Raw genomic sequence first — 22,177 nt, 5'->3', positions numbered from 1 at the left:
GCCTAGTTGATGATTTCTACTTTAATATCGTCGATGAAAATCCTGTTTTTGCCTGCCCCTACACCATTCAGGTCAAAAGCCCCACCAAGAAAACGAACCTGGGTCTCAGAGGTAGCTCCTGTAATGGTAAAAGTGTAGGTGCTGTTTTCGTCTTCCCAAATCAGGACACAATCAGGATCGGCATCGTAGTCAGGATAATTGTTTACAGTAAAGGAAGGAACGCTGGTAGTCCCAGGGCCTACGACCCCTACCACGAGATTATTATCGTCTTGGGTTCCACCTGCCGTCTCATAAGGAACGGCCTTGAACGTAACCTGCACATCGGTAGGACCATCTAGCTCCGCAAGTGGGGGCGAAATAAGGTCGCCTCCATAATTGGTCTTGCCCAACTTCACAAACCCTGGTCTTGCATAGACCACTTTTTGATTACTGGTAAAGGTATTTTCGGTACTTGTCCAACCACGGGCCATTTCCTCCTCGGTCCAGCTGTCCATTCGGGTTTCGCCAGAAGTTGTATAGAAAATAGTGCTGCCATAGGTAAGCCAACTGAAGTCCTCTTCCAAGATAACATTACCGGCTGACTGGGTTATCTCGACCTCTTCGGTAAGCCCATTGGTGGTTGATTGGATGGTCAAAGTGGTACTTCGTTCCAAACCAGTATTTTTTTCGGCGTTCAAGACCAAAGAGTTATCGGTTTGTTCTACCCCGGTTATCCAACTTTCATCTCCCAATACATAGGTCCATTCCACATTGGTTTCCAGTGAAACGTTCACATCTCCTCCTGCAGATGGCACAGAAATACCATCTTCTCCATCAACAATGGTAATGTATGGAACGTTGGCCTCCTGGTCGATTCTAAAAAGAACCGGTTGTTCTTCTCCACCAACCACAAATGCAAAGTTCACGGTCCGGCTTTCAAAAGAATCATTGGGATCCACATCAAAACTAAAAATACCATCTTCATCACCTTCATCAGGAAAGGCTTTTACCCAATCGACGCTTGACTGGGCCACCACTTCCCAATCCCTATTGGAACGCACGACATATTTTTGACTAATACCTTCAACACTCACCGTCAGGGAAGTTGGGTCATCTTCGATCATAAAATAGGGGTCGCCTGTATTTCCATCTCCATTGTCGTCATTACAGGATACAGCAACAAAGCAAGATATGATCAACGCCCAAAAGAACTTTGGATACGATTTTATTGTTAAAATTCCTTTACTATACATATTCTTGAGATTTTTATCAAAATGTTTGGATTTGGCTTCTTTGTTTATTCAATGGCTTCCTTGCTCCACCATACAGGGGTCTTCATATTGTTCTCCCCGCCCATGCGGCTCAATGCTTCTTGCGCATTCTCACCGTTGGTGGCCATGGTCGTATTCGGATAGGCAAATCGGGTGGGCAGTATAAAGTCGTTATATATAGCCCCATCCCCTATTGTAAGCTCGGGGTAACCGGTGCGCCTGTATTCATGGTATGCCTCCATTCCCACCCAAAAAAGGGCAAGGAATTTTTGGTTACCGATAAGCTCTTCCTTATTGTCCAAACTATCCCATGCCGCTAGATCCGAAGCCAAGAAAGCAGAGATGTCCTCATTGGAAATGACCACAGGTGTTTCACTGTATTGTCCCAAGAGAGCCCATTTTTCAATGGAAGCCGCAACTGCCGACTCATAATATTGACGCGCAGCGGATTCCCCTCCCGGAATCAACCCCTTTAAGGCAGCTTCCGCAAAGATGAACTGTACTTCGGCATAATCCATGAAAAACCCAGGGGCATCGGCTCGGCAGAAAACCGCCGCGTTGAGCCAAGAGGTCCCTCTATCCACATCACTTTGCTCAGATTCAGTACATCCTGCCACAGTGCCTTTCCATACAAATGGCAAATTTGGGTCCGTATTCGGGTTTTTCTTTCCGTATATGGCCAATCGAGGGTCTTCATAGATTTGTTCATCACTTTCATTGGTCAGGACGGTCATCTTGATGAGCTGCTCCGTAAGTTTTCTCCCAGAACTGGTAAAACTTCCTTCATTAGTATTATCAAATTGACTACGATAAGGGTCATTTCCCGAAAATACCACGGTCGCATTATCCTCATTGGACATGAATACGGGGTATTTTGAAGGATTGTTCAAGATCTCCGTCATTTTACTTCCTGAATTCATAGAGCTTCGTCCACTAACTCGGTTAAGCAATCGCAGGTAGAGAGAATTATTGAATTTACGCCACTGATTCATGGATCCACCATACATGCCATCAAGAGCAGGTTTAATGAACGTTGGATTTGTGGCATAGATATTATTGGCCTCTTCCAGATCCAAAAACATTTGTCGGTACACTTCTTCCTGCGAATCAAATTTAGGCTTGACCACTCCTTCCTCCGAGAGTGCCAAAAAGGCTTCGGAATAGGGTATGTCCCCGAACATATCTGTTAGGTTCGACAGATATAGGACTTTCAATGTAATGGAAATGGCTTCCAACGATGGATCCTCCTGCTCAACGCTCAAATCATGCATATGCAAGGCATTATTGGCATATCTGGCGTAAAAATTCCATACGCTCTGCCAGTTGGCATCACTTATGAAGTAACGATGTTCCTGACGGGTGGTCCCTCCGGTAAAGGCCGTGAATTGGATGAGTTCGTTGTTCCAAAACCAAGTGTAGTTCTGCCAAGCATTGGCCCCATTGTACAAAAGAGGTTCAAACATGCCACTGGCCTGAATATCCCCCACGATGGTCCTGTTGGGGTCTGTGTTGGTTTCTTCAAAATTATCGGTACATGCCCAAGTAAGTACCAAGATTCCTATAATAAGTGCTATTTTTTTCAACGTTTTCATGCTTTATGGTTAGAATGAAAGTTTAACATTTAGACCGTATGTACGGGTCATCGGGAAGGTCACAGACTCGATACCCATCATGATATTCGAACCGTTCAACATTCCCGTTTCGGGATCATACTGTGGGAAATCTGTCAAACAGAACACATTGGTGGCAAAAACCCCAAAACTCATGTCTTGAAAGATGCCTGTACTTTCCATTACCTTACGCGGCATTTGATAATCCAATCGTAGTTCCCTCAACTTTAAGAAGTCCGTGCTGAAAGTATTCATCTCCGTATTGTTCCTATTCCAGATATAGGCATTATAGTAGGTTTGGATGTTTTCTGTCACCGTGGTATTCTTGGTATAGGTTATGCTACCATCCGTATTTTCCACTGCATTTACCCCTTCGTGGACCAATCCATCATAACGACCTTCCAAGGAATTCTTAAGCTTTCCTTGATACGAGAGGGCAAAATTGGTCACGGAATAAGCACTTCCGCCCATTTGTGCAGAAAATGCCGCAGATAGGGAGAGGTTCTTATATCTAAAACGCTGGGTCATACCCCCTCTCCAATCTGGATTTACCTTCGCAATCTCACGGTCAGGTGACTCATCCAGTACGGGATATCCTTGGGAGTTTACTATATGCATTCCTGAAGCATCAACCGTCTCTCCATTTTCATCAATATAGGTAGCACCTTCGGGCGCTCTCTGGAATCCACGACCATAAATGTTGTGCATTTCCCCACCTAAATAGGAATAAACATAGACTCTACCACCAATGGTCGTGCCCATATCAGTCTGCAGGGGTTCATCTGGATCCCAGCCTTCTTGTAAGCTTACCAAGGTGTTATTGTTCTTGGACCAATTGGCATCAAATGACCATTCAAAATCCTTCGTCCGTATTGGAACAAACCTAGCAGCAATCTCAATTCCTTCGTTGGTAATTTCTCCCGCATTGACTATCCTACCTGTTGCCCCGGTAATTTGATCTACGTTCACCGACACGATTTGATCGGTAGTTGAAGAGTAGTATTTGGTGATATCAAATGACAATCGATTTTTGAAGAATTTAGCCTCCAAACCTACTTCCCAACTTTCAATATTCTCTGGTTTGATCAACGGATTCCTAATGGTTCCGGGAAGCACATAACCTCCTGGAAACGAAGTATTCCCATAAGGTTGTGACAATGAATACGCACCCGTATCATTACCTACGTTGGCCCATGAAAAACGCAGTTTGGTAAAATCAACCCATGGAACGTTGGTCTGGAAATCAAATACTTTGTCAAGAAGGACGCTTGCCGCAACGGAAGGATAAAAGAATGACCAGTTGCTACTAGCAAGCGTACTGGACCAGTCGTTACGTGCGGTAACATCCAAAAAGTAGGTGTCGTCCCAGCCCAATGACAACATTCCGTACAAACTGTTCACAATCTTCTTGCTTCTATAGTTATAATTGTCCGGATTGACTCCCGTTGGCAAGTTAGTGGAATGATAGATGCCTTCCTCGCCCAATTGCTCCAAGGTAATCCTACTGTTGTAATATTCATTTACCCTATTGTTTCCACCCACAAATGTGGAGAGCGTAAATCGACCATCGGCTATATCATTGTTTTCGTAACGCAACATAAAGTCGTTATTGTTCTCCAAATAACGTACCGTCTGTTCCCTATAAAAGCCATTTTGGTAATCCGTTGTATAAAAGGGCCTTCTTTGTGTTCTAAATTCCGTGGACCAATCCAGGCCTGAACGCAAATCCAAAGACAAACCATGGCCAAGGTCAAAGTTCAGTCCGATGTTCCCAAAAACCCTGTTCTTGTCGTGAGCACTTAGAGCCTCATATAAAGTTCGATACGGGTTGTATGAATTTGCAGAAGGAAATACCAACCCCTCTCCATTTTCCCCTTGCGCGGACCAATTCAAGAAGTTGTACCTACCTTCAAAATATTCGTTTTTCCAATCATCCATACTGTTTACATTAAAGCCCCATATCAAGGCATACATAGGATTGGATTCATCATAACCTCCTCCTGGCATGTTATCACTTTTCTTACGATAATAGTTCACTTTGGAATTCAAGGAAATCCAGTCATTGATTGGTGTATTGAACGTTAGGGACACTGATTGACGGTTGAACCCTGTGTTGGGCATTATCCAATCATTTTTATAATCGGTTATGGAGAGCCTACTTGAGGTTCCCTCACCATTGTTCCCATTGATACTTACCGTGTTGATCGTGGTTACCCCAGTTCGAAACAAGCCAGTGTACCAATCATCTTGATATACCCAGGGTAATTTTGAAAATGTTCCAGTCTCCCAGTTTTTGGAAGCATATAAGTAGCGCATTTTATTTGCATCGAAACGCTCCCCAAAAGTATATCTGGAGTAATGCCTATTCGTCGCCACACCATCAGGAGCCATATCTTCAGTCAGTTCCCAAAGGGAATAAGGCTGTTCCCCCATATCTGAACCGTTCCCGTATTCCGTTTGAAAATCAGGAAAGAAACCAGCCTGTTCAAAACTCACCGTGGTGTTCACGGTAACACCAAGCCCCTTACCTTTTTTACCAGATTTTGTCGTAATCATGATAGCTCCATTCGCTGCCCTGGAACCGTACAGAGCTGCCGCCGCAGGGCCTTTAAGGACCGATACAGATTCAATATCCTCTGGATTGATATCACTCAAACCATCGCCAAAATCCACCGGTGCATCGGCCTGGGCATAGTTACTCACTGCACGTGTGGCAGTCATACCAGAACTTATGGGAACACCATCAACAACAATAAGCGCCTCATTGCTGCCATAATTTAGGGACTGATCCCCTCTAAGTGTCACTCGGATGGAACCACTGGGACCAGATCCCGCTTGGGCAAAAAAGAGCCCCGGGACTTTTCCTGACATACTGTTCAACCAGTTTCCCGCTACGGATTTGGTCATTTCCTCACCTTCAACTTTGGCAACGGCATAACCCAATGATTTTTCCTCACGGGTAATATTAAGGGCCGTTACAACGACTTCGTCGAGTTCACTGGCATCCTCCTCCATGACAATTTCTTGAAAAGACCCCGCCCTAGCGGAAACTTCCAAGGTCGTATATCCCACATAAGAAATTACAAGAACCACTTGATTCTTGGAAGGAGTTAGGCCAAATTGTCCGTCAAAATCGGAAACGACACCATTGGAGGTTCCTTTTTCAACAATTGACGCCCCTGGAAGAGGAACGCCCCCTTGATCGGTGATCGCCCCCTTGATCATAGTATCCTGTGACCAAGCAGAGAAAGAGAGCAAACTGCAAAGAAGCACATACACATAACTTTTTTTCATTGGATTCCTAAAATTTAGTTTTAGTAGTTGGTTTTTAAAAGCAATACAATTTTAACAATTACGAAAGTAACAAAAAAAAATAAAAACAAATACCATTTTGACATTTTATAGAACTTTTTTTTGTCTTTATGTTATGTAAGCATTGTATTTGTGTTATATTTGCTTCGTTTTATTTCCAATTATACATGAAAAAAGAACAAAAAGAAACTCTTTTTAGCCGCGAGCGGTTGTTACATAAAATAGAAACAGAACATGAAGTTTGGGACATTCTGATCATTGGTGGTGGAGCCACAGGACTGGGTGTGGCATTGGATGCCAGTTCACGCGGATTAAAGACCATGCTTTTTGAACAATCCGATTTTGCCAAAGGAACCTCTAGCCGAAGCACCAAATTGGTGCATGGAGGCGTACGTTATTTGGCCCAAGGAAACATTAAATTGGTTTTTGAGGCGTTGAGGGAAAGAGGTATAATGCTAGAAAATGCACCTCATTTGGTCAATTCTCTCTCCTTTATCATTCCAAGCTATCGCTGGTGGGAAAAATATTTCTATGGCATAGGGTTGAAAATCTATGACTGGATGGCTCAAAAATTCAGAATGGGAAATACATCCTTGCTAAAACGCATTACTGTACTTAGGCAGATGAGCAATTTAAGTCCTAATAAGCTTAACGGAGGTGTGCAATATTTTGATGGCCAGTTCGATGATGCCCGTTTGGCCATCAACTTGGCCCAGACCAGTATTGAACAAGGAGGGAATCTACTTAATTACATGAAGGTAAATGAGTTGAATAAAGATTTCAATGGCAAAGTGACCGGAGTGCAGGTAACTGATATGGAAACAGGAAAAACCTATAGTGTCCAAGCAAAAGTGGTCATCAATGCTACTGGGGTCTTTGTAGATGATATCCTTAAAATGGACAATCCGGATGCCAATACATTATTAAAGGTAAGCCAAGGAATTCATTTGGTTTTACCCAAATCCTTCCTCGATAGCGAGCACGCACTTATGATCCCAGCCACCACTGACGGTCGGGTACTTTTCGCCGTTCCATGGCATAATCATCTTTTAGTAGGCACTACCGATACACCATTAGATCGTCATCAACTGGAGCCAAAACCCTTGAAGCAAGAAATAAATTTCATTTTGGATACCTTAAAAGATTATCTGAAAATAGTCCCTAAGGAAAAAGATGTACTAAGTGTATTCGTAGGTCTCAGACCTCTCGTACTACCTGAAAACAAGGAAGTGGGCACCAAAGAAATATCCAGGGACCATAAGCTTAAAGTCACCGCATCCAAATTAATCACCATTACGGGAGGCAAATGGACCACCTATAGGAAGATGGCAGAAGATACGGTGGACCAAGCTATAGAAGTTGGTAGTTTATCAGCTGGCCCATGTCAAACACAGACCTTAAAAATCCATGGATATACAACAGGGAAGATAGCTGACGGAGCGCTTGAGTTTTATGGGGCAGATGCCATAGGGATTGCTCAGCTTAAAAAAGACCATCCTGATTGGAACCACCCGCTCCATCCTAAATTTCCGTTTACCGTTGCCGAGGTAATCTGGGCGGTCCGCCATGAAATGGCCCGTACGGTTGACGACATACTGGCTCGCCGATTGCGCATTCTATTCCTGAACGCCAGAGCGGCTATTGAACTGGCTCCAAAAGTAGCGGAAATTATGGCTGGAGAAATGGGTAAAGATCAGGAATGGATAAATACTCAGATAAAAGATTTTCAGAACATCGCAAAAAATTACCTTGTCAATCCATTATTGGGCGAGGTATTAATATCCGGTGAATTACAAAAGATAGAATAAAACAAAAAATAATAACCAACATGTCAAAATATATTCTTGCCCTTGACCAAGGCACCACTAGTTCCCGCGCTTTGATTTTTGATCAGAACGGAAAGGCCATCAACATAGCCCAAAAAGAGTTTAGGCAACTATTTCCAAAACCGGGATGGGTCGAGCATGATGCCAATGAGATTTTGTCTTCCCAAATTGGGGTTGCCGCCGAAGCGGTTTCAATGTCCAAATTAAAATCAGATGATATAGCTGCAATAGGCATCACAAACCAAAGGGAAACCACCGTGGTTTGGGATAAAGAAACGGGGGAACCCGTCTACAATGCCATAGTTTGGCAAGATAGGCGCACCTCTGACTATTGTGATGAACTCATTGCCCAAGGTCATGAGCCGATGATCCGCGAAAAAACAGGCTTGGTCATCGATGCCTATTTTGTCGCAACCAAGGTCCGTTGGATACTAGACAATGTGGAAGGCGCACGTGAAAAGGCTGAAGCAGGTCAATTGGCTCTCGGAACAGTTGATTCGTGGTTGATATGGAACCTTTCAGAAGGCGAAAAGCACATTACGGATAGTACCAACGCTTCAAGATATCTTTTATATAATATCCATACGCTCTCTTGGGACGATGAGTTATTAGAACTTTTTGGCATACCAAAAAAAATGTTGCCAGAAGTATGTGATTCCAGCGGGGACTTGGCCACAACATCAGGGGCTATATTTGCAAAGAAAATCCCTATTACAGGAATTGCAGGGGACCAACATGCCGCTTTATTCGGGCAAATGTGCACAGAACCAGGAATGGTAAAGAATACGTATGGCACCGGTTGTTTCATGCTCATGAATATTGGAAGCAAGCCCATTATTTCCAAAAACAAATTGCTCACCACACTAGCATGGAAGATTGGTGATGAGGTGGTTTACGCTTTGGAAGGCAGCATTTTTATTGCCGGGGCGGTTGTACAATGGTTACGGGATGGACTTGGTATTATTCATTCCGCACCAGAAATCGAAGAACTAATAAACAGTACCGATGATAATGGCGGGGTAAGTTTTGTTCCCGCATTTACCGGGTTGGGAGCCCCTCACTGGAACCAACATGCTCGTGGAACCATTGTGGGCATTACCCGAGGAACCACTGCAGGGCACATTGCCCGAGCAGCTCTGGAGAGCATTGCCTTTCAAACCTATGATGTACTCAAGGCCATGGAAGCAGATGCGGATATTGAAATCAAAGAGTTAAGGGTTGATGGTGGGGCCACTACCAACAATTTTTTGATGCAGTTCCAATCCGATGTGCTTCAATCCGGTATAGTCAAACCGGAAACTACGGAGATTACGGCATTGGGAGCAGCTTACTTGGCAGGACTTGGCATTGGTATATGGAGTGATGTGGAACAAATCAAAAGACAATGGAAAGTAAAAACCGAATACAAACCAAATGGTGATTTTCCATTGGAAAAAAGTATCTGCCAATGGCACAAAGCCATTGATACTACAAGTAATTGGTCTAATCATAATTAAATCATAACCAAATGACAGCATATCTAGCCGAAATTATCGGAACCTTCTTTCTTATTCTGATGGGGAATGGTGTAGTCGCCAATGTGGTCTTAAAGGATACCAAAGGAAACAACAGTGGATGGATTGTAATAACCACAGGTTGGGCTCTAGCAGTATTTATTGGTGTGGTCGTTGCAGGTCCATATAGTGGAGCCCACCTCAATCCCGCCGTCTCCATTGGCTTGGCCATGGCTGGAAAATTTTCATGGGAACTCGTTCCAACATATATAACATCACAAATGATTGGCGCTATGCTTGGCAGTTTTGTTGTGTGGGCAATGTACCGTAACCATTATCGCCAGACAGATGATGCAGATGCCAAAAGAGCCACCTTCTGTACTGCACCAGCCATAAGAGATTGGTCATCAAATTTATTGAGTGAAATAATAGGGACGTTTTGTCTCATTTTTGTAATCTTTTATTTTAGCGACCCCCTTTTGGGTGAAGGCAACGCGAAGACCCCTATAGGAATGGGGTCTTTGGGAGCGGTACCCGTATCTCTTTTGGTATTTGTGATAGGCCTTGCTCTTGGTGGCACTACTGGTTACGCCATAAATCCTGCTCGTGACCTTGGCCCAAGGTTAATTCATACCCTACTTCCTATTAGAAAAAAAGATGGAAGTGATTGGAGTTACTCATGGATTCCTGTAATAGGCCCTATCATTGGTAGCATTCTTGCTGCCTTGGCGCACCTTATCTTATCCTAAAAAGTTCAAATCCAGTAGAATATAAAAGATTGCTACAAACAGACCGCATTGTATCCCATATGAATTGAATTGGTTATTTCATTTAAGGGTTTATACACCCCTTTAATACAAGCGAGCGAAACCACGTTTCGCGCTGCAAGCCCAAATCTTACCACTAACCAATACTACTGAGCGAGGTGATTTTTAACCAAATACTTGTTCTTGAGGGATGATTTCCGTGAAAAAGGTATTTGTTTCCAAAATCAAAAAATGCTAAATGTCTGATTTTCATTTATTTAATGATTCATTGAATCATTCAGAAGTCAAAAAGTAGCCCCGGCAAGAATCACCATATCAGGGTACGGCATAAACTTCGATTCCAAAGCTTCGCTTTGCATACTTTCCGTGTTTGCGCGGCTACTTTGTAGCCCCGGCAAGAATCGAACTTGCATCTAAAGTTTAGGAAACTTCTATTCTATCCATTGAACTACGGGGCCATTCCTGAAAATGGACTGCAAAAATATGTTTTTTTGAAAAACTTTGCACTACCAATTGGCCTTTACTCAACATAAAGTCTTAGTATATGAAGAGCGCACAAACAGTTTCTAGGAGGAAAAACCAGCCCTCTTTTGTTCCTGTTGTAAGATTTTATCCAAAAAAGAACGGGAAAGTGGCTTGTCTATATACCCTGAAATGAGTTGGTTCCCCTTGGCAATGGTCCTGTCCAACGTATTGGAAAAGGCTGACAGTATATAGACCCTGGGAAGTACATGTCCTTTAAAGAGATTTTGAATATTCTCTAAAAAGGTCCACCCATTCATTCCTTCCATGACCAAGTCCAAAAAGACCACATCTGGCAGACTTCCATTATTCTCTACCAAGTCCAGAAACACGGAAAGGCCTTCCTCTCCACTGGCACAGGTAATAATATCAAAATCTCCTTGGGATTGCTGTATGCAGTAACGTGTCGCAAACTGGGACACTAAATCATCGTCTATGATACAAACGGTAAGCTTCATCTTGGGACTATAAGTAGGTTTGGGTGCTCCAAAGCTAAAGCCCTACTTCTGAGATGCCATCCAAACTCGTTGTTTTGCCCAAATATTCCGTTAAATCAACCTCAATGTGGCAATTTATCACTCAAAACACCATAGATAAAGGCTCCGAACAACGCCCCAACTATAACTATAAGTATGGGCCAAAAACCGGCACCCGCCAAAACATACATCGGTCCAGGGCATGCCCCTGCCAACGCCCAACCCAATCCAAAGAGCGTTCCTCCCACAATATATCGGGTAAAGGATTTCTCTTTGTCGGGTATGCTAATGGGTTCTCCTGAAAAGGATTTCACTTTTGATTTTTTGATCCATAAGACCAAAATAACCCCTACAGCCAAAGCAGAACCGATTATCCCATACATGTGAAAAGAATCGAATTGGAACATTTCATAAATCCGGAACCATGATGCCGCTTCCGATTTGTAAAGGACAATTCCCAAAAAAGTACCGATTAAAATATATGCCAAGTTCTTCATGATGCAAAAATTAGGGGGAACAACAAGTGAACCATGATCAGTCCACCTATAAAAAATCCGATGACTGCTATGAGCGAAGGTCGTTGCAGATTACTGAGGCCGGAAATGGCGTGTCCGGAAGTACACCCACCGGCATAACGGGTTCCGAAGCCCACCAAAAAACCTGCAATCAACAGAATGATCCAAATTTTTGGGTCGGACAACGATTCCAAACTAAAAAGTTCCGTGGGCAAATAGGCTTTTCCAGCACTATCAAATCCCAATTCTTGAAGTTTGGTTACGGTTTTGGGTGAAATATCGACTGCGGGGTTGGGCGACAACCAATGTGCTCCCAAAAATCCTCCAATAACGGAGCCCAGAACCACCAATAGGTTCCAGCGTTTGGATTTAATATCCACTTTGAAGTAATCCGAAAACTTTCCTGCCCCACCAATGGAACAAAACGTCTCTAGGTTGGAAGACATTCCAAAACGTTTGCCCATTAAAATGAGCAGCGCCATAATCAAGGCTATAAGGGGGCCCGACACATACCAAGGCCATGTTTGATAAAGCATTTTCTCCAATTTATGACAAAGGTGGAGAAAATGCCTTAAATATCAAACCTACGGTTTCAACAGCAACTCTTGTCCGAGTCGGAAACGCCGAACTTTTTCAGGATATCTTCCAACAAACACCATTTGGTGAGGGAAGATTGCAACAAGTTGGCTCCTACAAACGCAGTAAACCAAAGCCAATTGATGTTCACATAAATGGCCAAGATCAAACTGATCAATATAAAGGTTCCTGCTACTCCTCTTACAATTCTATTTCTCATTTTAAGTATTTTAAACGGTTCTTTCAATAGGGATTTCCACCGCCTTTATGGGATTGGTGGTCTCGCTCTCCTCATTAAACTGTTTCAAGAGTTTGAACAGTTCGGTTACTTTTTCCTCTTCGGTGAACGAGAAAAACATATTGGAAGCGGCCCCGCCTTTTTCACTGGGAAACCAACTGCTGGTATACATCAATGGGGCTGCCCCTTTGTATCCGTCGATATCGGAACCGCTAAAACTTTCAACACCTGCCTTTTTAAAAATCTTCAGGACATCCTTTTTGTATTCCTCTACCGTGGTAACAATGATCATTTTCATGTTAACTATAATTTTTACGTTCAATCATATAATACACCAATGGCACCACCAAAAGCGTCAATACGGTAGACACTATGGTTCCACCCATAAGTGATATGGCCAACCCTTGGAAAATGGGGTCGAACAAGATCACAAAAGCTCCAATAACAACGGTTCCCGCAGTTAACAAAATAGGTGTGGTACGTACGGCACCCGCTTCAATTACGGCTTGCTTAAGGGGAACTCCCTCATTCAACCTAAGGTTGATGAAGTCGATAAGCAATACCGAGTTCCGCACCATGATTCCCGCCAGGGCAATCATCCCGATAAAGGAGGTTGCGGTAAAAAATGCGCCCAACATCCAGTGACCCAACACAATTCCGATCAAGGAAAGTGGAATGGCCACCATCATCACCATTGGCGCTTTAAAGTTTTGGAACCATCCTACGATCAACATATAAATGATCACAATTACACCAAGGAACGCGATTCCCAAATCACGGAACACCTCAAGGGTTATTTGCCATTCCCCATCCCATTTTACCGTGTAGTCATCCTCATACTGGGGTTGCTCCATATAGAGTTCGTTAATGGAATAGCCTTGAGGTAGCTCCAATTGATTTAACTTATCCGTCATGCCCAAAATGGCGTACACTGGGCTTTCCAGTTCACCTGCCATATCGGACATCACATAAACCACTCGCTTTTGGTTTTTTCTATAGATGCTTTTGGCTTTGGTCCCCTCTTTTATGGAAACCAAATCACCCACGGACACCATATTCCCTTGTTGGGATGTTATTTTTAATTGTTGGATCTGATCCAAGCTCGATTTGTCTTTTTCACTAACGGACAACACAATTCCGATTTGGTCAAATGCTTCTTCGCGATAAATATGGGAAACGGGCTGCTCACGGAAAGCCATGGCCATCACCTGTACAATTTGCTGGGGTGTTACACCATAAAGCATAGCTTTCTCTTTGTCCACCACAAAATCGTATTCCACTTGATCGTCTTCAACCATCCAATCCACATCCACAACGTCGGTGGTATTGTTCAAGATACCTTTTACATCCTCGGCCAATGCAATTTGCTTTTCGTAATCGGGTCCGTATACCTCAGCAACAATGGTGGAAAGTACAGGGGGGCCTGGTGGCACCTCAACAATCTTAATGTTTGCATTGTACTTTTTGCCCAATTCTTGGATTTTAGGTCGCAACACCTTGGCGATATCATGACTTTGCTCGCTTCGGTCGTGCTTATCGGTAAGGTTTACTTGAATATCGGCCATGTTGCTTCCGCCACGTAGATCATAGTGTCTTACCAATCCGTTGAAAGTAATTGGTGCTGATGTGCCCACGTAGGTTTGATAGTTCACAACCTCAGGTCTTGTGGACAAATAAGCCCCTACTTCTTTAGCGACTGCTGAAGTACGTTCCAAAGTAGACCCCTCAGGGAGGTCGATAACTACTTGGAACTCGTTCTTGTTATCAAAAGGAAGCATTTTTACGGCTACCGATTTGGTGAAGAACATCCCCACAGAAGCAAATAACAACACCACAGTGATGCCAATAAAAACCCATCGCTTCTTTCTACTTTCAATCAGGGGTTTTTCGAAACGCTCGTAGGCTTTATAAATAAAAGTGTCCTGAATTTCGACCGCCTCTTTTTCTTTTTTATTTTTCTTTTTGTCCTTTTCCCTCAAGAAAATGAATCCCAAATAAGGGGTAATGGTCAAGGCTACAAATAGTGATAATAACATGGCAATGGATGCTCCGATGGGCATTGGGGACATATAAGGCCCCATCAATCCCGATACAAATGCCATGGGCAATACGGATGCAATTACCGTAAAGGTGGCCAAAATGGTCGGGTTTCCTACCTCATTGATGGCATAGAGTGCCGCATCCTTGAACGGCAATCGTTTCATTTTAAAGTGGCGGTGCATGTTCTCCGCGATAATAATAGAGTCGTCCACCACAATACCCGTTACGAACACCAATGCAAACAAAGTGATTCGGTTCAAAGTGTAATCGAGCATGTAATAGCTCAACAAGGTCAAAGCGAATGTGATCGGTACGGAAAGGAATACCACCAATCCACCTCTCCAACCCATGGCCAACATCACCACAAAGGTTACAGCGATAATTGCCCCGATCAAGTGCATCAATAATTCAGATACTTTTTGCGAAGCAGTTTGACCGTAGTTACGGGTTACCTCAACATGTACATCAGCTGGAATCAAATTTGATTTTAAATGCTCTACTTTGTCCAACACCACATCGGCAATCTTCATGGCATCGGCCCCTTTTCTTTTGGCAATGGAAATGGTTACCGCTGGATATTCAGATTTGAAAGTTTCTGACTTCAAACTCGCAGCCCCAAATCCAAGGGAAACATAATTTTTAGGCAATTCTGGACCATCCAAAACTGTTGCTACCTGCTTTAAATAGATGGGTTGATTTTGTTTGGTTCCCACAATCAGGTTTTCCAAATCTTCCTTGCTTTCCAAAAAGTTACCTGTGCTAATGTGGAACTCAGTATCGTTGGAAAGGAAATTCCCAGCATCCATTTGTTGGTTGTTGGCTTGAATCATTTGGGCCACGGCCAACATATCGATGCCTGATTCGGCCATTTTATCCTTGTCCACCACCACTCGAAGCTGACGGTTTCTTCCTCCAATCTTTTTAGTGATGGAAACCCCGTTTACTTTTTCAACCTCATTGATGAGCTCTCCAGAAATCTCTCTAAGTTGAAAGTCATCATACTCATCACTCCAGAGGGTTAGAGCAAGCATGGGCACATCGTCAATCGCACGGGTTTTTACCAAAGGCATAGTAACCCCGTTGGGCATTTGATCCATGTGCTTGTTGATTTCGTCATACAAGCGCACCAATGATCTTTCGATATCTTCCCCAACGTAGAACTGCACAATGGCCATCCCCTGCTCCTGCATGGAAGTGGTGTACACGTACTCTACGCCTTTAATGTTCGATATAATTTTTTCAAGCGGTTTTGTGATCCTGGATTCCACCTCTGTTGGGCTGGCTCCAGGGTATCCCACAAAAATATCCGCCATGGGTACATCAATCTGTGGCTCCTCTTCCCTTGGGATCAAAAAAGAACTGTACACCCCAATGACCATGAACACAATCATTAAGAGCACCGTTAGTTTGGAGCTGATAAACCCTTTGGCTATTTTTCCTGCTAGTCCGTCTTTCATTGTTAGCTTTTTTGGGTTATTGAATGCTTACTTTAACGCCATTGTACAGCTTTCCTTCGGCTGATACGATGTATTGATCTCCTTTGGATAAACCGGACAATACTTCTACTTCGTCACCATAATTTTCACCCAAACGCAACCAGCGAAGCAAGGCCACATTATCTTGACCAAGCGTATACACCCCGGTCAATTGACCTTTATGCACCAGGGCCTTCGACGGAACCACAACCATGTCATTCCCATAACCTTTTTGTTCCGTCTCCAGCCTTATGGTTGCATACATGCCTGACAAAATCTTGGCGTCTGTCTTGTCCAATGCCACCTTCATTATATATTGTCCTCCAGTATTTTGTGCCGAAGCACTCAGTTCGGATACTTCACCTGTAAGAGTGGTATCCAACGCTTTCACTAAAATCTGCGCCTTGGTTCCCACTTCAATGGAAGAAATATTGTTTTCGGCCACTTTGGCCTCCACCTCAAATCCTGTTCCTGGGGATTCCACCGATACTAAGGGAACACCGGGATTAGCCATGTCTCCCTCATCGATATAGGTGTTGGTAACCACCCCATTGAAAGGCGCCCTAATGTTGGCATAGGCGAACTGGGAATTCACCTCGTTCTTCATTTGATTGGCTGCTTCCAATCTGGCTTTGGCCATTTCGTAGCGTGCAGTCATATCATCCAATTCCTTTTGTGAGGCACTGCTTTCCTTAAAAAGGCTCTGGAATCTTTCGTAATCTTTCTTCGCATTGTTGAAGGCTACCGTAGCTTCGGTAATGGAAGCTTCCACTTGTGCTTTTTTGGCCCGTAGATCCACATTGTTGATGGAAATAAGAAGGTCTCCCTTGTTTACTTTCTGACCTATCTTCACAGGAAGGGACTCCACGTAACCCATCATTCGGGTACTCAACGTAGCGCTGTTCACGGCTGTAATTTGACCACTTCCGGCCAAAATGGTGGAGCTATCGCCTGTATCCACATTGGCAACGGTTACCGGTACTGCTGCGGTTGTATCCGCAGTTTGTTTTTTATCACTTCCACAGCCCATTAGGATCAGACCCAAGGATGCAGTTAGAATGAAACTTTTATATATCGTAGTGTTTTTCATGTTACAATTATTCTTTGGTTAAAAATGTGAGTAGGGATTGGGCTTGATTGTATTCAAAAATGGTTTGATAGTACGCCAATTGCTTTTCGGCATAGGTGGCCTCAGCCATTAATAAATCCGTTGTTTTTTCCAAGCCTTCCCCAAATCGGTTGGTACGTATCCTCAAGGATTCTTCGGACTGTTCCATAGCCAATTTTGAGGTCTGGAGCCTACTTTGCGCATCTTCGACCATCCGTTTGGTGCGTTGAAGCTCCATAGTGCTTTTGGCGATGTACTGTTCGTATTCTTGTTTTGCTTTTTCATAGTTTGTTTTGCTTTTTCCTGCTTTGGCAAATCGTTGGGAGCCTTTGAACACGTCCCAGCTCAAACTTGCCCCGACTATATATCCTTTGGCGTCTGCCTGAAAAATCTGGTCGTCGTACATTTCATAACTGGCAAAGGCGTTGAGCCTAGGCAAAAAGGTCATATTATCTGCCCTCATGTTTGCTTTATAGGCTTCGGACACCAAATCCATGGCTTTTACATCGGCCCTGTTTTCCAAGGAAACATCCATGTTTTCATCAAGGTTATCCGGAACCAGTTCTTCGGAGGGTTCATAGACCACGTTTCCCTGTTCGTTCATCAAGAAAGCCAAATAGTCCGATGCATTTTGGACATTGCTCCTTGCCGTTTTCAGCTGATCGGAAACTTCGGTCACCCGCACTTTCACTTCCAGTAAATCTGCTTTTTGAAGCAATCCCTGATCATAGCTGTTCTGTGCCATATTCAAGTTGGCATTTGCCGCTTCATGTGCTTTTTGCAACACCGCTACGGCACGATGGGCCAATTGCAGTTGTCCATAGGCTTTCTGGGCCTCAAAATCCAAATAATCCCGAGTTCGCATCGCTTGGAGTTCTTTGGCTTCCATGGTAGTTTTGGCCGCTTTGCGCTGGTAAAACCCATCCAGGTTAATCAAGGGTTGTTGCACCGACACCACTGTTGCATAGTTTTTGATCTCATCGGGGTCGTTCAACAAGGCTGGATTGAAATCTGCCTGGGTCAAAACCTCTTGGTTCAATTTAGAACCAAAAGCCATCAATGGATTCGTGGTTGCCATTCCCGTGTGTGATACCGCAATCTGTGGTAAATAGATGGAATTGGAGAACCTATAATCATACTTGGCCATCTTGGCCTCCTGTTCGGATACTTTAATGCTGGCGTTGGATTCTTGCACCCTCATCTGGACATCCTCCAAGGAAATCCGTACATGATCTTGGGCAAGAATCTGTAGCTGTGCAGAAAAGAATAGTATTAGAACAAATAATCGTTTCATATGCATAATTAATTTGTGTCAAAAATAGATTCGTTAAAATCCCTGCACAGTAACCTTGGTTACCAAGAAAAAATGTGCCGTTTCCACACCATAAAAAAACCTTGACAAAACCCTATTGCATTAGCATAGGATTGTACCAAGGCCCATTAAAAAGAAACGGTTGTATACTAAGCGCTTCGGGTTCCCCCATGTCCGCCAGCGACCACCAGCAATACTTTAATGCTCAAATAGATGAACTTAAAAAACTGGACAATGGGGTTCATCATCATAAATCGCTTGTATTTGGATATTCTTCGTGTCATAATTTTCTATTCTGGGATCAACCACCAAAAGGGTTTCATTTTTGCTTTGTATATAAAGGCATAGTGCAGGGCCAATTTCAACCAGTGCCCTGCCAATCCAATGGAACCAAAAGTTTTCCCCAGTTTTCTTCCATGGGTATCCGGATACTTCTGATAATCGGGCACAATGGGATAGGTAGTAATGCTTATACCACTTCCCGTGGTCATTCCAAACCCTGCCGATGCAATACAGGCGGCTCCCATATTGCCCATGGATCCTTTATGGTGAAGTTCCTTATTGGATTGTTTGATCATTTCTATAATGTTATCGGCCACTAATTTTGCCGTAATTCCGGATGGCATCCCCGTTCTTGGCGGAGCAGGGGTAATATCCGTGCCATTTTTGCTCTTTCTCGGTTTTGAAATGCTATGGGGTGGGGCAAAGGCAATGCCCGGAGCAAAAATGTTGGGATATGATGGATTTTGATAGGTCTCCGGCCAGTCCTGTACACTCCATTCCTCATAGGGTTTGGGGGTATAGTCCGCATCCACGATCATAAATCCCCTAAAAAGTTTATCCGTGATATCCATCCCAGTTCTATCATAGGCTTTAAACCCATGGCCCGAAAAAGAGGGAATGAGCATGGCAAAGTCATAACTTTCCTGTTTCTGCTCCCCGTCCAAATTTTCGTAATGGGCCACTCCATCTTCGACCTTATTGACCCCGGCACCCAAAATCCACGAGATGTTTCTATCTTCAAAGACCATTCCCACCATTTCGCTGGATTTCATGATATTGCTTCCGTAGCTCATCAACATACCATCCATTCCAAAATCCCCTAGGTTGAACTCATTGGAAATCCATGTGATTTCTGCCTTATCCCTTACGTTGTGTCTTCTAAGTTCCTGTTCCACATTTAAGATATACTCAAATGCGGCGCCCTGGCAGGTGGATTTGGCATGGCCGGTACCAATCAATATTTTGATTTTCTTGCCCTGCTTCATTTGTTCTATGAGGCCTTCCAATGCATTCCACGCTTCTTGGGCGTGGGTATAGGTGCAAACGGAATGTGCTTTGTTCTTCCCGGGGGAGAGTCCTTCCGTAGCTTCAAAATTGAGTTTTGGCCCCGTGGCATTGATCAAGTAATCATAGGTTACTTTTTCCTTGTTCCCTTTGTTCCCTTCAGACACGTATTCAACCATTACATAGGGCCTGTTCTGGTCTTGATCTCCTTCAGGGTGAAAACTAACGGCTTTTGCCTGTTTGTAATCGATATGCTTTTTGGCATACAAAGGCGCCAATGGAAATAAGATATCCTGTGGTTTCATTCTACCGATCCCCACCCAAATATTGGAGGGAATCCATTGGTAATTGCTATTGGGGGAAACCACCACAACCTCATGCTCCTTATTGAGCTTTCTTCTAAGATGGGAGGCTGCCACATGACCCGCAATACCAGCTCCCAAAACAACTATTTTGGCCATTTTCTTTACGATTTACCCAAAGTTACCTTTAGGTTTTCAGATATAAAGTGACCTAGGTCACATTGGAAAAATAGACGCTAAATAATTGTAATGGTTTTAGTTACACTGTTCATGCGACCCTTCCAAAATAGCATCGTATGCTTCCTGGGAAAGGAATTGTGGTTCATACGTGGAACCAAGATTTTCAATGCTTTGTACAAAGCTTCGCAAGTGGTTTCGTGAACCACATTGCAAACTTGAAAACACTTCGATAATGTAGGGGTTGGAAGTCGCTTGGATATGGTCTTCCAAATCTACAATGTCCAAATCCTCAATGGTGGCACCAATGGTAAGGGCTGCTACCTCATCAACCACTCCTTCTTCCACAAACTTGTTGTACCATGCCTGTAAATCTTCATTAGTGAATTTGCCGTTTTCCAAAATTTCATATGGAATACGATAGGCCTTCAATAAAGTTTCCACGGCGTTCATATGGGACTGTTCGCTCTGCATTATATTTTCAAACTGGACCATATCCCAATAGTCGTTCAAAAACTGATAGGTGTCCCTTGCCAACTTTTCTTCTTCCAACATGAACAATAGTGCTTGTTCATCTTCTTCAGAAATTAAGGTTGTATCATCATTATTGATTTGTGTATCAATGGGCTCATCACTTGAATCAGAACACCCTGATAGCATCCCAAAAACCAATAGGATGGAGAACAAAACGGGACCAAGTACTGTAATACGTGCTTTCATAGCTTTTTCCTCTAAAAGTCAGCATAGTACACATCAAAATCAGTAACATTGGTTACCCTGTCTCTTCTTTAAACAAAACTTTAACTAAAAAAGGCCCCACTAACACAGGACCTTTACTTGAAATATTCTCTGTTCAATAACTTGTTTCGTCCAGTTTTACTTTTCCCCAGAAAGTTTTATACACAAATATGGTGTAGAAAAGAACCAGTGGAGTACCTATGGCCACAATGGTAAGCATTATCTGTAGGGATTTTGTGGAAGAGGCCGCATTGTAGATATCAATATTATACTGTGGATCTATGGTGGAACGCAACAAAACAGGATACAGCTCCACAGCCACCAAAACCAACAAAAATGCAATGGTCAAAGAGGAAAAAAGAAACGCCAATTTATATTTTCGCTTTTCAGCGAGTCGGGGTACGTTGGCAATACTCAGAAAAGTGAGCAGAGGCACTACGAACAAGGTTGGATTGCTCTTAAAATCATCGGAGAGATGTGGGATATAAATCAACGTGTACAAAGTGGTTATGGAAAAACTCACAATAAAGAAAATCATTCCCGTTTTCAATAGCCTTGTCAATTTGGCAAACAACCTTCCCTCGGTTTTTAAAAGAAGGAATATGGCCCCGTGGGTCATAAAAAGAAATAAGGTGGTAAACCCTGTCATCAAGGCATAGGGGTTTAAAAACTCGAAAAGAACCCCACCCTGATATTGATAATTCTCCCCGATGGCTATTCCTTGCAAGACATTTCCAAGCACCACTCCCAACAAAAAAGCCAGCATAATACTGGAGATGCTATAGCAAACATCCCAAAGTCTTCTCCACCAAAGCATGGGCTCCTTGCCCCTAAACTCAATGGAAATGGCCCTAAATATGATGAACAACAAGAACAACATAAAAGGAATATATAAAGAAGAGAACATGGTGGCATACATTACGGGAAACCCTGCAAACAGCGCCCCACCACCGATTACCAACCAAACCTCGTTGCCATCCCAAACCGGGCCAACGGCATTCAACGCAATTCTGCGGCTGTTCTCTTTCTTTAAAAAGAGATGCCAGGCACCTGCACCAAAATCAAAACCATCCAAAATGGCATACCCCGAAAAAAGTCCGCCTACTACCAAAAACCACCATGTGGGATAATCCAATCCTAAAAACGTTTCCAT

General features: G+C 43.4%; 18 protein-coding genes and 1 tRNA gene. 3 read left to right on the top strand and 16 right to left on the bottom strand.

Annotated elements, in window-relative coordinates:
• Positions 1–2: 2 nt before the first annotated feature.
• The 3 genes from F8C76_RS13830 to F8C76_RS13820 are packed head-to-tail and all read right to left on the bottom strand — an operon-like array spanning position 3 to position 6,154.
• Positions 3–1,232, bottom strand: a complete 1,230-nt coding sequence (locus F8C76_RS13830) for a BACON domain-containing protein (protein ID WP_152132292.1) — start codon at positions 1,230–1,232, stop codon at positions 3–5.
• 44 nt (positions 1,233–1,276) lie between these two features.
• Positions 1,277–2,842: a SusD/RagB family nutrient-binding outer membrane lipoprotein gene (locus F8C76_RS13825; protein ID WP_152132291.1), complete on the bottom strand. Its 1,566-nt coding sequence runs from the start codon at positions 2,840–2,842 to the stop codon at positions 1,277–1,279.
• Positions 2,843–2,851: 9 nt separating this feature from the next.
• The gene (locus F8C76_RS13820; RefSeq protein ID WP_152132290.1) at positions 2,852–6,154 is read right to left on the bottom strand and encodes a SusC/RagA family TonB-linked outer membrane protein; all 3,303 of its coding nucleotides are present in this window, start codon (positions 6,152–6,154) and stop codon (positions 2,852–2,854) included.
• 185 nt (positions 6,155–6,339) lie between these two features.
• Here F8C76_RS13820 and F8C76_RS13815 point away from each other — a divergent pair, with 185 nt between their 5' ends.
• Genes F8C76_RS13815 through F8C76_RS13805 form a run of 3 tightly spaced genes read left to right on the top strand, consistent with a single transcriptional unit; the run spans position 6,340 to position 10,240 of the window.
• Positions 6,340–7,980, top strand: a complete 1,641-nt coding sequence (locus tag F8C76_RS13815) for a glycerol-3-phosphate dehydrogenase/oxidase (RefSeq protein ID WP_152132289.1) — start codon at positions 6,340–6,342, stop codon at positions 7,978–7,980.
• 20 nt (positions 7,981–8,000) lie between these two features.
• Positions 8,001–9,494 carry a glycerol kinase GlpK gene (gene glpK, locus F8C76_RS13810; RefSeq protein WP_152132288.1) on the top strand — a complete coding sequence of 498 codons (1,494 nt, stop codon included), beginning with the start codon at positions 8,001–8,003 and terminating at the stop codon, positions 9,492–9,494.
• A gap of 11 nt (positions 9,495–9,505) precedes the next feature.
• Positions 9,506–10,240 carry an MIP/aquaporin family protein gene (locus F8C76_RS13805; RefSeq protein ID WP_152132287.1) on the top strand — a complete coding sequence of 245 codons (735 nt, stop codon included), beginning with the start codon at positions 9,506–9,508 and terminating at the stop codon, positions 10,238–10,240.
• A gap of 404 nt (positions 10,241–10,644) precedes the next feature.
• On the opposite strand, the gene F8C76_RS13800 is transcribed toward F8C76_RS13805, so the two are convergent.
• The 13 genes from F8C76_RS13800 to cydB all read right to left on the bottom strand — a co-directional run bounded on the left by F8C76_RS13800 (position 10,645) and on the right by cydB (position 22,177).
• Positions 10,645–10,716, bottom strand: a tRNA-Arg gene (locus tag F8C76_RS13800).
• 108 nt (positions 10,717–10,824) lie between these two features.
• Positions 10,825–11,238, bottom strand: a complete 414-nt coding sequence (locus F8C76_RS13795; RefSeq protein WP_152132286.1) for a response regulator — start codon at positions 11,236–11,238, stop codon at positions 10,825–10,827.
• A 101-nt stretch (positions 11,239–11,339) separates the two neighbouring features.
• Positions 11,340–11,753 carry a DUF6691 family protein gene (locus F8C76_RS13790; RefSeq protein ID WP_129655166.1) on the bottom strand — a complete coding sequence of 138 codons (414 nt, stop codon included), beginning with the start codon at positions 11,751–11,753 and terminating at the stop codon, positions 11,340–11,342.
• Entirely contained in the window at positions 11,750–12,307 is a 558-nt protein-coding gene (locus tag F8C76_RS13785) for a YeeE/YedE family protein (RefSeq protein ID WP_152132285.1), read from the bottom strand. The genes F8C76_RS13790 and F8C76_RS13785 overlap by 4 nt, the downstream gene beginning before the upstream one ends.
• A 56-nt stretch (positions 12,308–12,363) precedes the next feature.
• The gene (locus tag F8C76_RS13780) at positions 12,364–12,567 is read right to left on the bottom strand and encodes a YgaP family membrane protein (protein ID WP_116216925.1); all 204 of its coding nucleotides are present in this window, start codon (positions 12,565–12,567) and stop codon (positions 12,364–12,366) included.
• Positions 12,568–12,577: 10 nt separating this feature from the next.
• Positions 12,578–12,883 carry a hypothetical protein gene (locus F8C76_RS13775; protein WP_136564787.1) on the bottom strand — a complete coding sequence of 102 codons (306 nt, stop codon included), beginning with the start codon at positions 12,881–12,883 and terminating at the stop codon, positions 12,578–12,580.
• A 1-nt stretch (position 12,884) separates the two neighbouring features.
• On the bottom strand, positions 12,885–16,082 hold the full coding sequence (locus F8C76_RS13770; RefSeq protein WP_152132284.1) for an efflux RND transporter permease subunit: 3,198 nt from the start codon (positions 16,080–16,082) through the stop codon (positions 12,885–12,887).
• Between the two features lie 16 nt (positions 16,083–16,098).
• Positions 16,099–17,190 (bottom strand): efflux RND transporter periplasmic adaptor subunit, encoded by a 1,092-nt coding sequence (locus F8C76_RS13765; protein ID WP_152132283.1) that lies wholly within the window; start codon positions 17,188–17,190, stop codon positions 16,099–16,101.
• Positions 17,191–17,197: 7 nt separating this feature from the next.
• Positions 17,198–18,502 (bottom strand): TolC family protein, encoded by a 1,305-nt coding sequence (locus F8C76_RS13760; RefSeq protein ID WP_152132282.1) that lies wholly within the window; start codon positions 18,500–18,502, stop codon positions 17,198–17,200.
• Between the two features lie 167 nt (positions 18,503–18,669).
• Entirely contained in the window at positions 18,670–18,804 is a 135-nt protein-coding gene (locus F8C76_RS19020) for a hypothetical protein (protein WP_262707914.1), read from the bottom strand.
• A 6-nt stretch (positions 18,805–18,810) separates the two neighbouring features.
• On the bottom strand, positions 18,811–20,268 hold the full coding sequence (locus F8C76_RS13755) for an NAD(P)/FAD-dependent oxidoreductase (protein WP_152132281.1): 1,458 nt from the start codon (positions 20,266–20,268) through the stop codon (positions 18,811–18,813).
• Positions 20,269–20,364: 96 nt separating this feature from the next.
• On the bottom strand, positions 20,365–21,006 hold the full coding sequence (locus F8C76_RS13750; RefSeq protein ID WP_152132280.1) for a DUF2202 domain-containing protein: 642 nt from the start codon (positions 21,004–21,006) through the stop codon (positions 20,365–20,367).
• A gap of 133 nt (positions 21,007–21,139) precedes the next feature.
• On the bottom strand, positions 21,140–22,177 hold the full coding sequence (gene cydB, locus F8C76_RS13745) for a cytochrome d ubiquinol oxidase subunit II (RefSeq protein WP_129655150.1): 1,038 nt from the start codon (positions 22,175–22,177) through the stop codon (positions 21,140–21,142).

This window comes from Flagellimonas olearia (assembly GCF_009184425.1).
Classification (GTDB): Bacteria; Bacteroidota; Bacteroidia; order Flavobacteriales; family Flavobacteriaceae; genus Flagellimonas; species Flagellimonas olearia.
Note: the sequence above shows the minus strand (reverse complement) of the source record. Positions and strands in the feature narration are given on the sequence as shown.